The 13,875-nt window shown below is 43.9% G+C and carries 7 protein-coding genes; all 7 read left to right on the top strand.

Features of this window, described 5'->3' with window-relative positions; translation table 11 throughout:
- The first annotated feature begins 4 nt into the window (after positions 1-4).
- The 7 genes from FHX64_RS03400 to FHX64_RS03370 all read left to right on the top strand — a co-directional run bounded on the left by FHX64_RS03400 (position 5) and on the right by FHX64_RS03370 (position 13,573).
- Positions 5-1,438 carry a sialate O-acetylesterase gene (locus tag FHX64_RS03400; RefSeq protein ID WP_183412427.1) on the top strand — a complete coding sequence of 478 codons (1,434 nt, stop codon included), beginning with the start codon at positions 5-7 and terminating at the stop codon, positions 1,436-1,438.
- Between the two features lie 191 nt (positions 1,439-1,629).
- Positions 1,630-3,177 carry a right-handed parallel beta-helix repeat-containing protein gene (locus FHX64_RS03395; protein ID WP_183412426.1) on the top strand — a complete coding sequence of 516 codons (1,548 nt, stop codon included), beginning with the start codon at positions 1,630-1,632 and terminating at the stop codon, positions 3,175-3,177.
- Between the two features lie 154 nt (positions 3,178-3,331).
- Entirely contained in the window at positions 3,332-5,848 is a 2,517-nt protein-coding gene (locus tag FHX64_RS03390; protein ID WP_183412425.1) for a beta-N-acetylhexosaminidase, read from the top strand.
- 142 nt (positions 5,849-5,990) lie between these two features.
- The gene (locus FHX64_RS03385; protein ID WP_183412424.1) at positions 5,991-8,612 is read left to right on the top strand and encodes a glycoside hydrolase family 2 protein; all 2,622 of its coding nucleotides are present in this window, start codon (positions 5,991-5,993) and stop codon (positions 8,610-8,612) included.
- Positions 8,613-8,696: 84 nt separating this feature from the next.
- A complete protein-coding gene (locus FHX64_RS03380; RefSeq protein WP_183412423.1) occupies positions 8,697-9,968 on the top strand; it encodes an MFS transporter in 1,272 nt (423 codons plus the stop codon).
- Between the two features lie 193 nt (positions 9,969-10,161).
- Positions 10,162-11,013, top strand: coding sequence for an ROK family protein (locus FHX64_RS03375; RefSeq protein WP_183412422.1), 852 nt, complete (start codon positions 10,162-10,164; stop codon positions 11,011-11,013).
- A gap of 112 nt (positions 11,014-11,125) precedes the next feature.
- Positions 11,126-13,573, top strand: coding sequence for a glycoside hydrolase family 2 TIM barrel-domain containing protein (locus tag FHX64_RS03370; protein ID WP_221202136.1), 2,448 nt, complete (start codon positions 11,126-11,128; stop codon positions 13,571-13,573).
- The last annotated feature ends 302 nt before the right edge of the window (positions 13,574-13,875 follow it).

The following is a 13,875-nucleotide window of genomic DNA, read 5'->3' as shown; positions in this document are numbered from 1 at the left end:
CAACATGAGATTTCTTATAGGATTGATTTTTGTGTTTTTTATACAGCAAGCATATCCTCATAATCTAAAGATTGAAGCCTTATTTAGCGATAACATGGTTTTACAGCAGCAAACTAAAGCTCCTATTTGGGGCTGGTGCCGAAATGGGCATAAAGTATTTATTACTACCTCTTGGGATCATCATACTTATGTTTCAATAAGTCAAAAAGATGGAAGATGGAGTGCTTTGATAAATACTCCTCATGCAGGAGGTCCCTTTCTCGTTCATGTGAGAAGTGGGGATGAAAATGTTGTTATTAAGAATGTATACATTGGAGAGGTTTGGCTGGTCAGTGGTCAGTCAAATATGAGTATGCCTTTAAAAGGATATTATTGTCAACCTGTTTTGGGTTCTAATGATGCTATCCTGAATTCCAATAATAAAAAGATTCACTTTGTTAATATTCCAACAATGGCGGCCTTTAAACCACAATCTAATGTCCGCAATGTTCAATGGCAAGTTGCTTCATCTGAGAATGCCGGTGATTGTAGTGCTGTTGGTTGGTTTTTTAGCGATAGATTACATAAATCATTAAATGTTCCTATTGGAATTATTAATGCTAGCTTTAGTGGTTCAAATGTAGAAGCGTGGATGACTCCAACAGCTTGCAGTGAATTTAGAGATATTAAAATCCCGATTTTTAGTGATAGTACTTCTTATGTCATTAATAATATTGCTACTGTATTATTTAATGGCATGATTTCTCCTATTGTGGGCTATGGTATTAAGGGATTAATTTGGTATCAGGGCGAATCTAATGTGTTCAATGTGCCTCGATATGCGCCTTCTGTAGTTGCTATGGTCAATGACTGGCGTAAATTATGGAAGGAAGGTAATTTCCCTTTTTATTTTGCACAAATAGCTCCGTATGATTATAAACAATGGAATTTTTTTACACCTCAATGGCCAGATATTTCTGCGTATTTACGCGAATCACAGGTAAAGATTCAGAAGCTAATTCCTAATAGTGGCATGGCTGTGCTTTTAGATATTGGAGATAGCTTATGTATTCATCCTTCTCATAAAAAAGAAGTAGGAAATCGTTTGGCGTTGTTAGCATTGGCAAAAACATATGGGAGACAAGGGTTTGAATTTCAGAGTCCAGAATATGATCATATGAATGTGATAGGGAATAAGGCTATTATATATTTTTCGAAAACATTTAATGGGCTTACTAGTTACGGAAAGAAGTTAACCCTATTTGAAATCGCAGGGGACAATAAAGTGTTTTATAAGGCTCATGCCTATATCAATACTGACAGCGGAACTGTTGTAGTTAGTTGTCCGTTAGTACCACATCCTATTGCAGTACGATATGCATTTAAAGATTATGTAAAAGCTGAATTATTTGGTACTGGAGGACTACCGGTTTCATCTTTTAGGACAGATGATTGGTAACTATGATTTTTAATTGACAAAATTAATATCAAATACAGTCTTTCCCAGTGTAACTATAAGCTTAAGGTATTGTAGCCGGAATTCTTTCATGCATTTATATGGAAATAATTTTAGCAAAGAGATAGTGAGGATAATTTCATTGAATTTATTGAAGCACGATATTAAACTATTATGAACTAAAATTTTGAATTATGATGAGAAATAAACTGCACAGCAAGATCATATTATTACTGTTGTTTTCTTTATTATGGATACAATATAGTACAAGTACAAATTATTATTTTGACTCACGGTGGGGGAAAAATGATAACTCTGGCATATCATCCACAAGTCCTTTGAGAAGCTTGTATATGATTAAAAGAATAGTTATTAAACCAGGTGATAGTATTTTATTAAAATCGGGTGATGTTTTTTTGGAACCTTTATGTATTTCAGCCAAAGGAGCTAACAATCAACCAATTGTGATAGGAAAATATGGAGGAGATAAAAAACCTTATTTAAAAGGAGATGGATCATATTTAGAAATGGTACATGTTTATAATTCTGAGAATATAGTAATCAGAGATTTAGAAATTTCAAACAAAGGGCTTAAACCTCGTCCTTATCTTTCTGGTTTATTAGTTGATCTTCATAATTATGGAAAAGCTAAAAATATTTTAATTACGAATTTGTATATTCACGATATCTATGGTTCTCTTTATAAAGGAGATGGATATAACAATAAAGAAGTAGGAGCCGGACAGGCTATAATGTTACAATCCGTAAGTGGAAATGGACCTGATTCTATTCCTTCGTGTTTTGATGGGTTAACAGTGAAAAATTGTTATATCAAAGATTCTCAACGTAATGGAATTATGATGTGGGGAAACTGGATTCGCAAGTATTGGTTTCCAAGCACCCATATAATAATAGAACACAATATTATAGATGGAGTACCCGGAGATGGCATTGTTCCTGTTGGATGTGAGGCGCCTTTGATTCAATATAATATTATAAAGAATTGTCCTAAAACATTACCTCCTACCGAGGCTTGTGATGGCATCTGGCCATGGTCTTGCGATAATGCAGTAATTCAGTATAATATTGTAAGTGATCAAAATTCCCAAGTAGATGGATATGGTTTTGATTCTGATTATAATTGCACTAATTCATTATTTCAATATAATCTAAGCTTTAACAATGCAGGAGGCTTTTTGTTATTGTGCAACTCAGGGGGATGGCCTCAAGAGTTTAGCATTGGGAATAGAGGTACTATTGTCAGCTATAACATTAGTATTAATGACGGCATTCGACAATATATAGTAAAAGGAATGTCTAAGTTTTTTTCTCCGATTATCCATATTACAGGGCCAACCGAAAATAGTAAAATTGAACATAATATCATTTATACAAAAAAGAAAAGACTTAATGATATGGATAAGAGAATTATATGTTCTGATAATTGGAGTGGTTATTCGGATAGTACATATTTTGAGAATAATTATATTTATGTAGAAGAGCCTACCAAGGCCTTTGATAAGAGCAAGGCTACAAATAATTTTTTTAAAGGAAATTTATTTGTTGGTCCTTTGTTAACCCCTAACATTGGATTTCAAGCTTATCACGGTAAGTTTGATAAAAAGATGTGGTACTCGCCTAAAGATCCTCATTGGAGAAATATGATAGAATTTGTTAAGAACATTTCTATTCCGATTAATGGAAAAATGAGGAAAGTTTTGGATATCATTGGGTACAATTAATTTTTTAACAGTTCACCGTTATAATGCGATTGTGATAGCATATAAAGTTGGAGGCTTGGTGTTTACAAGTAAGCATATCCGATTTGTTGATTTGTTAATGTAGAAGTTAAATTGAATTAAGAAGGAAAGGAGAAGTATGAATCAGTTATATATAATGATCATTGCTGTATTTTGTACGGTGGATGTAGTTGGGCAGCAGGCAGTTGCATTGATACCCCGTCCGGTTCAGGTGCAGGAGCTACAGGGCAGTTTTGAGTTAACGGGGTCGACAGCTATAGTAGCCGGGCGATCGGAGAAAGAGCTAGGGGAGTATTTAAGAGATAAGCTGCATTCCTCTACGGGTTATAACCTGAAGGTTCGGGCGGCAGAAGGAGAGACCAACCACATTGTTTTACAGATAGATCCGGGGCTTACCCTGCCTTCGGAAGGCTACCGGTTGACGGTAGGCAAGCAAGGAGCCACCATTACGGGCAAAGACCGCGGGGGAGTGTTTAATGGCATCCAGACGCTGTTGCAACTGTTGCCACCCCAGGTATATGCCGACACGCTGGCGCGGGGTATTGCCTGGAAGATGCCCAGTGTTACCATAACCGACTATCCCCGTTTCCGTTACCGCGGTATGATGCTGGATGTCTCCCGCCAGTTTTTTGATGTACCGGAGGTAGAGCAATATATCGACTGGCTGTCGATGCATAAGATCAACCGTTTCCACTGGCACCTGACAGATGACCAGGGCTGGCGCATCCAGATCAAACATTATCCGCGTCTGACCAGTGTAGGGGCATGGCGCGGGCCTAAGGAGCAGTTGCCTCCGGCATACGGTTCCGGAGATAAGCGCTATGGAGGATATTATACACAAAAACAGATCCGGGCAGTGGTCCGTTATGCCGCACAGCGCAATGTGGAAATCATTCCTGAGATTGATATTCCGGGGCACAGCCGTGCAGTAGCAGTGTCCTATCCCCAAATCCTGTGCAAGCCCGATACGGCCTTCCTAGAGAAAGGTTCACGCGCTACAGCTAACTGGGACTGGCGCGATCCCAACGTATGGTGTGTGGGAAACGAGCAAAACTATAAAATGCTAAAAGTGATCCTTAAGGAAGTCGCTTCCTTTTTCCCCTCCAAATACATCCATATCGGGGGAGACGAAGTCAATCCGTATTACTGGGATCACTGTACGCGGTGCCGGGCCTTGATGAAGAAGGAACACATGACCAACGCGATGGAACTGCAACACTATTTTATGCAACGGGTGGAAGGCATCCTGCACTCTCTGGGCAAAAGGATGGCCGGCTGGGATGAGATCATGGACGGAGGGAAGCTGGATAGCACTACGGCAGTGTATGCCTGGCGTTCGACGGCCAAGGCCTCGGAGGCAGCCATGAGCCATTACCCCACGGTATTGATGATGGGAAGCTATTTCTATTTTGATATGGCCCAATCGGTAAATGACCGGGGCCATGACTGGGCCGGCATTGTATCTCTAAAGAAGGTATACTCGTTTAATCCGTTGGAAAATAACCTGTTTCCCGATGCTTCGTTTCATTATGTAAAAGGCGTACAGGGGGCACTGTGGTCGGAACTATTGAACAAGCCACCCCGCTTTATGGAATACCAGTCCTATCCCCGTATCGCAGCGCTCGCAGAAATCGGGTGGACGCCCCAGGGCGAGAGGAATTGGGGAGATTTCTATACCCGCCTGACCCACACCCATTTTGAGCGGATGAAATACATGAATATCGCTTTCCGAGTACCCCCACCGGAAGTATGGTACCGCTCGGGTTATGTCACCGTTGTGCCACCCTATCCGGGGGCAGAGGTCCGCTATACAACCGATGGGAGTATCCCCACCGTAGCATCACCCATATACCGGGATTCCATTGCCACCCGTTTCCCGGATTCAGTACAATGCCGGACATTTTACAGCGCCTCGCTGGCCAGCATCCCACTCAAGCCCGTACGGGTGGCTGCCGGGGAATGGACGATGGAGCCAGCCACCGGTATGACCCAGCAAGCCTGGAATATCAATCCCGTCTTCGACCAGGCAGGCAGTTGGGATATTGCCTTTACCCCGGATACCCTGGACAACACCTTTTCGGTGAAACAGGTAGAATTGCTGGAGAATGGCATTACCATATCCTCAGCCCGTTTGGGAAATATTACGAAGGGGAGCTGGCGCTATCGCCTGGTTGTCCCGGCCTATGACGCCACGAAACAATATACGCTTCGGGCAGAGATGCAAAGCAGCAAAGCCTCAACAGGAAAGGTCAGCATGCAACGCCTGCCTTACCTGACCCCGGAAACAGGTATTATCGTCAATATGCCGCTGATGCAACACAATGCCCTGCCATTGACGGATTATGACTTCAGCACAACCGTTTCGTGCATGCCCAATGCCAGGGCAGGCGATAACCTGACCTTTGTATTTGCCTCGCCGCTGGTATGCAAAACCATCACCTCGGTCACAGGCATGCCGATGCTGGGCCTGTTCCCGATTCAGCACGGACACCTGGAACTGTCGTATGACGGGACACATTTTGAGTATGCTGTTCCTTATACGGATGGTACAGCATCCGTATCCCCGGCCCATGCGGTAAAAGCCGTGCGCATTGTCATAGACGCCCCGACGGACGCCCCGATGATGGTGATCCAGGATCTGCGGATTGAATAATGGGATGTATGCAGGAGTTGATTCTGCATATACCCCTATGCAAAAGCCGTCTCAAAAACAGATCTCACCCATTAGAAGAAACAGAAAAATATGATCGATGTACCCTTTATATATATAACCTAATCATAAAACAACAGCAATCATGAAACGCTATTTGAATATAACCGGGCTGCTTCTGGCATTATCCGCAGCACTCCCGGCAAACGCAACCAAAGCCGGAGAGTGGAACGTTCAAAAAGAAGAGATACGAAGCAACTGGCAGATACAATCCTCAGCAAAAGCCGGATCCGACGGGACAATGCTCTCGGGAGCGAATGCCACCACGAAAGGCTGGTATGCAGCTACCGTTCCCGGCAGTATCTTAGGCTCCCTGGTCAACGACGGCATCTACAAGGACATCTTCTATGGCCGTAACCTGGAGAAGATACCCGAGAGCCTCTTTAATGTTCCCTGGTGGTACAGGACAACCTTTACAGTTGGAACACCTTCCGCCGGCCAGGTCTACCGCCTTCGTTTCAATGGGATCAGCTACCGTGCCGATATATGGTTAAACGGGAAGAAGATTGCCTCTTCAGATACACTACAGGGAAGCTTCAGGCAATTTGTGCTGGAGGTCACCCCCTACATAAGGAAAGGCACCAATGTACTGGCACTGGAAGTCACCAGGGCAGGAGCAGGAGAATTAAGTGTCGGCTTTGTAGACTGGAACCCCGAACCGGCCGATCACAACATGGGCATATGGCGTGATGTGGAGTTACTGGGCAGCGGGCCTGTGAGCATAGCAGAACCCTTTGTGGAAACCCAGGTAGATACTGCGACCCTCGACCATGCAGCAATTACCATCAGCGCCCGGTTGCATAACCATAGCGGCCAGCGTATGTCAGGGGAACTCAGGGGCATGATCGGGAACACGGTCGCCTTTTCACAACAAGTCACCATTCCCCCTTACACAAGCAAGGAAATACGCTTTACGCCATCCCGGTTTCCACAACTGAAGATGGACCATCCGCGGCTATGGTGGGTACATACGCTGGGCAAGCCCAACCTGTACGACCTCCATTTGCAGTTCTATGCCGGCAAGGCACTCTCGGACAATAACTATCTCCGGTTTGGGATCCGGGAGGTATCCGATTATATCACGAAAGAAGGACACAGGGGATTCCGGCTGAACGGGAAGAAGATACTGGTCAAGGGAGGAGGCTGGACCGACCCGATGTTCCTGAATGCCACGCCAGCCTATGAATCAGCCGGCATCGACTATGCCGTCCACATGAACCTGAATGCCATCCGGATGGAAGGGTTCTGGGGTCATGACCAGCACATCTATGACCTGTGTGACGAAAAAGGTATCCTGATCATGGCAGGCTTCAGTTGCCAGTGGGAGTGGTCGAACCTCATGAAGACGAAAGACGATCAATACAGTGCCATCATCACCCCTGAACAAAACGACATCGCCGCCGGTTCGTGGCAGGATCAGGTCATCTGGCTGCGCAACCACCCGAGCATCTTCCTGTGGCTTTACGGGAGTGACAAATGGCCGCGTCCCACCCTGGAGAAGCGTTACTTAGATATTTTGAAGAAGTATGATCCGACACGGCCCTCGGTATCCTCGGCAGCCGAGCACACCAGTGTGTTGACAGGACCGTCAGCGGTGAAGATGCGCGGGCCGTATGACTACGTTCCCCCGATGTACTGGTATGCCGATACCACTCATGGAGGCGCTTTCGGGTTTAATACGGAGACAGGCCCCGGTCCGGAGATACCGGTGCTGGAGAGCCTGAAGAAGATGATCCCCAACGATTCGATCTGGCCTATCGGCAGCGCGTGGATGTACCATGCAGCACGCGGGGCTTTCCATAACCTGACAGCCTATAACCGCGCCATGGATAACCGGTTGGGTGCCCCCAAAGATTTGGAGGATTACCTGCGCAAAGCCCAATACCTCAATTATGAAGGCATGCGGGCGATGTATGAAGCCTTTGAAGCCAACCGTTTCAGGGCTACCGGCATTATCCAGTGGATGTACAATGCCTCATGGCCAAAACTATGGTGGCAACTCTACGATTACTACCTGATGCCCACCGGAGCCTTTTACGGAGCCCAAAGCGCCAACGAGCCACTGCACATATCCTATAATTACGGGAACAACAGTATTGATGCGATGAATAACACATCCGCCGTGGCCAATGGCCTTTCCGCAGAAGTCAGGGTATTTGATTTCGACATGAAACCAGTATTCCATCAAACCATATCCCTGCATTCCCTTCCTGCACAAGCAACGAAGCAAGTGGTTACTTTACCATCTGATCTCAATGTGAGCACCACCTGGTTCCTGGATTTGCGCCTCTATAACACAACACATCAATTGATCAGCACCAATTTTTATGTACTCTCCACCAGGCACGACGAGCTGGATGAAGCCAAAAGCAACTGGTATATCACACCCCAGTCGCAATATGCCGACCTTACGATGTTACAGCAATTACCCATGGTGACATTGGACAAACGTGTGAGTGTGACACAACAGGGAGGCAACACCCGGGTAACGGTAAAGCTGAAGAACCCCACGAAGCAGCTGGCCTTTATGGTCTATCTCGACCTGAAGGATAAAACCAGGGATGCCTCTGTGACGCCCGTCTTCTGGGGAGAGAACTACTTCACCCTGTTGCCTGGGGAAGAACGAACCATATCAGGGTATTGCCATAGTGCCGACCTGCACGGCGATGCGGCAGAAGTGACGGTAGGCGGGTGGAATGTAAAATGACCACCCATCCCTGCTGCTGTTTGTAAGATATAACATTAAAAAAACGATATCCGGAAATACAATATCCCATCATAGAACAAGACAATGAAAAACCAATCCCATCCCAGGAGGAACTATTATATCGTGTCGCTGATCCTGCTGACCTTTTTTGTGATCTCTTTCCTGACCAACATCATCGGGCCGCTGGTTCCCGACATTATCAAAGGCTTCCATCTGAACCTCACGCTGGTGGCCGTTCTGCCATTTGCTTTCTTTATTGCCTATGGCATTATCTCCATTCCGGCAGGCATCCTGGTTGAGAAATACAAGGAAAAGAAGATGATGGCAGCCGCGTTTACCATCTCATTTGTCGGGGCGCTGATGCTGGCGCTGTTTCCCAACTACCTAACGGCAGTAGTATCCCTGTTCCTTATCGGCTGCGGGATGGCGATGCTGCAGGTGGTCATTAACCCGCTGCTGCGCACCTCAGGCGGGGAAGAACACTACGCCTTCAATTCCGTTCTGGCACAACTCATCTTCGGGCTGGCCTCCTTTCTCAGCCCGTTGGTCTATTCCTGCCTGGTGACCGATCTTGACACCACGGGAGGCACTCATTCCCTTTTGGCCTCGCTGGTACCGCACAACCTGCCCTGGGTTTCGCTCTATTGGTTGTTTGTTGTTGTCAGCCTGGCAATGATTGCCATCATCCTGGTATCCCGGTTCCCGAAGGTCATCCTGAGCGATGAAGAAAAAGCTCCTGCGTTGCAGGTACACATCGCCCTTCTCAGGAAGCCCGTTGTCGTCCTGTTCTTTATCGGCATCTTCTGTTATGTTGGCACAGAACAGGGCGTGGCCAACTGGATTTCGCAGTTCCTCTATGCCTACCACCACTATGACCCACAGATTACAGGCGCCAGGGCGGTAGCCTATTTCTGGGGTTTTATGACAGCGGGAGGATTGCTGGGGCTTGGATTACTGAAGCTCATGGACAGCCGCAAGGTACTGGTAGGATTCACGGTGATGGCCATTGTATCGCTGAGCCTTGGATTGTTTGCAAAGGGAGGCATTGTGTTGGTAGCCTTTCCGCTGGTAGGTTTTTTTGCCTCGGTGATGTACCCGGTGATCTTCTCCCTGGCGCTGAACTCCCTGCAAGAGCATCATGGTGCCTTTTCCGGCATCCTGTTAACCGGAGTGATCGGAGGAGCCATCGTCCCGCTGGTCATTGGATGGCTTGGCGACCATGTAGGTTTGCGCACCGGTATGTATTTCCTGTACCTGACACTTGGTTATATCCTCAGTGTAGGCTTTTGGGCCAGGCCGATCATTGTGAACAAGACTATCCGGCATGGCCACAGGAGGGATCAAATCACTGAATGACAGAATAACAGATGAAACAGCACGAAGTTTGGAAGTTAAATGAAGTCCAGAAGATAAGGAAGAACCGGGAAAATCGGTAATCCGGTTAATCCAACGTTCCCATAACAGATTGACTTTAGACTTTAGACCTGTTGTTGCTCTTGGTTCTTGATTTCTGACTTTGGATGAGTACCAAAAACTAACATATAAACACATGAATACCCAACAAATCATCGGGATTGATCTGGGCGGCACCCAGGTACGGGCTGGCCTGGTGGAAGGACAAAGGATTACACATCTTGTCTCGGGACTTATCCCTGCCGGCGGTAATGAACAAGAAGTACTGGAGGCATTATACCTGCAGGTTGATGCCCTCATGCAGCCCACAACACGAGCCATTGGTATCGGGGTTCCCAGTGTGGTGGATGTGGAAGAAGGAATTGTGTATGACGTGCAGAACATCCCTTCCTGGAAAGAGGTGCATTTAAGGAGCATGATGGAAGAAAGATACCATATTCCGGTCTATGTGAATAACGACGCGAACTGTTTTGCCCTGGGAGAGAAGTACTTCGGGCAGGGTCGCGGTGTTCATTCGATGGTAGGTTTGACCATCGGTACCGGTCTTGGATCGGGGATCATAATCCATGATAAGCTCTATGAAGGCATTAATTGCGGGGCAGGAGAATTTGGCGAGGTGGCCTATCTGGATCACAATTATGAATATTTTGCCAGCGGACAGTTTTTCCGTAATTGTTACGACACGACGGGAGAGAAGGTATTCGGGCAGGCAGTAGCAGGAGATAAGGAAGCACTGGCCATTTTTGAATCCTTTGGGATACATCTGGGGAATGCGGTGAAGATGATCCTGTATGCCTATGATCCGGAATTGATTATCCTGGGAGGTTCAATCAGCCAATCCTACGAATTGTTTCAGGAATCCATGTGGAGAAGCATCCGGAGGTTTACCTATCAGAAGTCGTTGGAGAAGTTCAGGCTGGTGGTCTCGGAACTGGAATCATGCGGAGTCCTGGGAGCAGCCGCCCTCTATTATGACAAGCAACACTGATATGCCTGTCGGTTGATGATGAATGCTAGTGTTACGATGAATAAATGAAAAGATAGACTGAAGTATAAGCTTATATATCTTATTTGAAATTGTTATTATTAAATTACTAGTTATGTGTCAAAAAATAAAATTATACCGTATATCACTGATTCTGTTCTTACAGATGATATTGAACTCTGTTTGTGTTCAAGGACAGTATTCAGCTTCAATAGTGTTAAATGGGACCAATGTTAAAAGAGAAAAGATTCTTTTTGATAATAACTGGCTTTTTCATAAAGGGGGAGCACAGGGAGCGGAAGCAATGAAATTTGATGATACGCGATGGTGTAAGGTGGATTTACCTCATGATTGGAGTATAGAAAATTTACCTGGAACCAGTTCCCCCTTTAATCAAGATGCAATAAGCCAAGTAGGTGGTGGCTTTACAATAGGGGGTACTGGTTGGTATCGAAAAATATTTATAATGCCATTGTATCAAACGAAAAAAACAGTATTAATTGAATTTGATGGGGTTTACATGAATGCTGATGTTTGGCTAAATGGACAGCATTTAGGATTTCACCCTTATGGCTATACTAGTTTTTGGTATGATATTACTGATAAAATTAGATTTGGGAAGGAAAACGTATTGGCAGTTCAGGTAAAAAATGAAGGACAAAATAGTCGTTGGTATTCTGGGTCAGGTATATATCGTCATGTGTGGTTAACTATATTGAATCCAATACATGTTGCTCATTGGGGAGTGTCTGTTACAACACCACAGGTTAGTAAAAAAACTGCTGATATAAATGTTAAAACTATAGTGCAAAATAAAACTGATTCAGTCGCTAATATAAAATTAGTTACATGTTTATTGGATAACCATGGCAACAATGTAACAAAGATTATATCTGAACAAAAAATAGCATCAGATTCGAATTATCAGTTTAAGCAGTATGCAAATATTTCTTCTCCAAATTTGTGGTCAATTGATACCCCAAATTTATATGCAGCTATTACAAAGGTTTATTTGAATACGCAATTACAGGACAGTCTTAAAACCGTATTTGGAATTAGAACACTTTCCTACGATGCTGTAAAAGGATTCAGGCTGAATGGAGAAACAATAAAACTAAAAGGAGGAGCTGTCCATCAAGATAATGGTCCGTTAGGGGCTAAAGCATATGATAGGGCAGAGATCCGAAGGATAGAACTTTTAAAAGCCAGTGGGTTTAATGCTGTCAGATGTGCTCATAATCCTCCATCTCCAGCATTTTTGTCCGCGTGTGATAGTATTGGTTTAATGGTAATTGATGAAGCATTTGATATGTGGGAAAATGGTAAAAATCCATTTGATTATCATTTGTATTTTGATAAATGGTGGCATAGAGACATTAAAAGCATGATTCAACGGGATCGTAATCATCCATCAATTATTATGTGGAGTATTGGTAATGAAATTCCAGATATGGATAGTGCTAAAGTTGTAAATGTAGCTAGTAAATTATCCAAATACGTTCGTATGATGGATCAAAGCAGGGGTGTTACTGCTGCTGTTAATAGCGTAAATAAAAATAAAGATCCGTTTTTCTCAAATTTGGACGTTTGTGGTTATAATTATGCAAGGGATCAATATGAACCAGATCATTTACGGCATCCTAATCGGATTATTTTTGCCACAGAGTCATATTCTTTAGAAGCTTATGAGTATTGGATGGCGGTATTAGACCATCCTTGGGTAATTGGTGATTTTGTGTGGACTGCTTTTGATTATATAGGTGAAGCTAGTATTGGTTGGCGGGGATATCCTCAATCATGTGATTTTTATCCCTGGAACTTAGCATATTGTGGAGATATAGATATTTGTGGATGGAAACGGTCACAGTCATTCTATCGGGATGCTCTTTGGAAAAAGAATCAGTTATCGATATTTGTCAAGAATCCAGTGCCTTCATTTAAAGTAAATCCGAATCGGGCATTGTGGAGTAAATGGAATTGGCAAGATGTAATTGCAGATTGGAACTGGCAAGGATATAAGAATAAACCATTAAAAGTATATGTTTATTCTTCTTGTGACCAAGTGGAGCTATTTTTAAATGGCAAATCGTTGGGAAGGAAAAAAACCAATAGTTCTACAAAATATATGGCTATCTGGCAAGTCCCATATCAGCCAGGCACACTCAAAGCTATTGGATATTCAGAAACGAAGCCTGTCAATGTATCCATACTTAAAACGGCTAAGGCCCCCGCCTTAATAAAACTTTCTGCTGATAGGACGCAAATACATGCCGATAATCAAGATTTAAGTTATGTAACTGTTGAAATAACAGATGTTGACGGCGTTCGAGATCCTAAAGCTGAGAATTTGATAAAATTTCAAATTCAAGGACAAGGAACTATTGTGGGTGTAGGGAATGCGAATCCTGTGAGTACGGAAAGCTATCAACTTCCTCAAAGAAAAGCATGGAAGGGTCGTTGCCTGGTAATTGTTAAATCAACCAAACAGGCAGGAATTATCAAATTACAAGCTTTTTCTCGAGGACTGAAACCTGCTTCCATTATAATTCATTCTGTGAGATAGCGCTTCATGCTTGATTTCAATCTTTTATTGATGTTCTATTTTTGACGTATGGTTGTGGGTTAATTGATTTTTCTCAGGTATTAATTTGTAGGCAAAAAGGTGAATAAGCTACTGATCATAACAGGTTGGTAGCTTATTTTACGTTTCAGAATTTTTTCGAGATAAATCATATCATTTCTTCTGTATAGTTTACAGTGCAATTATTCAAAATGTTCTTATGAACTAATATCAGCAAGGGAAGGATGAGTATGGTTATTTGAAATTTTGTCAATCAAAAGAAGAGTCGAGAATGTTATATAACG

The organism is Microbacter margulisiae (assembly GCF_014192515.1).
Taxonomy (GTDB): domain Bacteria; phylum Bacteroidota; class Bacteroidia; order Bacteroidales; family Paludibacteraceae; genus Microbacter; species Microbacter margulisiae.
This window is presented reverse-complemented; position numbering and strand designations above follow the sequence as displayed.

Excerpts from the sequence above, each read along its gene's own strand:
- FHX64_RS03400 (WP_183412427.1), top strand. The coding sequence starts at position 5 with ATGAGATTTCTTATAGGATTGATTTTTGTGTTTTTTATACAGCAAGCA.
- FHX64_RS03395 (WP_183412426.1), top strand. The coding sequence starts at position 1,630 with ATGATGAGAAATAAACTGCACAGCAAGATCATATTATTACTGTTGTTT.
- FHX64_RS03390 (WP_183412425.1), top strand. The coding sequence starts at position 3,332 with ATGATCATTGCTGTATTTTGTACGGTGGATGTAGTTGGGCAGCAGGCA.
- FHX64_RS03385 (WP_183412424.1), top strand. The coding sequence starts at position 5,991 with ATGAAACGCTATTTGAATATAACCGGGCTGCTTCTGGCATTATCCGCA.
- FHX64_RS03380 (WP_183412423.1), top strand. The coding sequence starts at position 8,697 with ATGAAAAACCAATCCCATCCCAGGAGGAACTATTATATCGTGTCGCTG.
- FHX64_RS03375 (WP_183412422.1), top strand. The coding sequence starts at position 10,162 with ATGAATACCCAACAAATCATCGGGATTGATCTGGGCGGCACCCAGGTA.
- FHX64_RS03370 (WP_221202136.1), top strand. The coding sequence starts at position 11,126 with ATGTGTCAAAAAATAAAATTATACCGTATATCACTGATTCTGTTCTTA.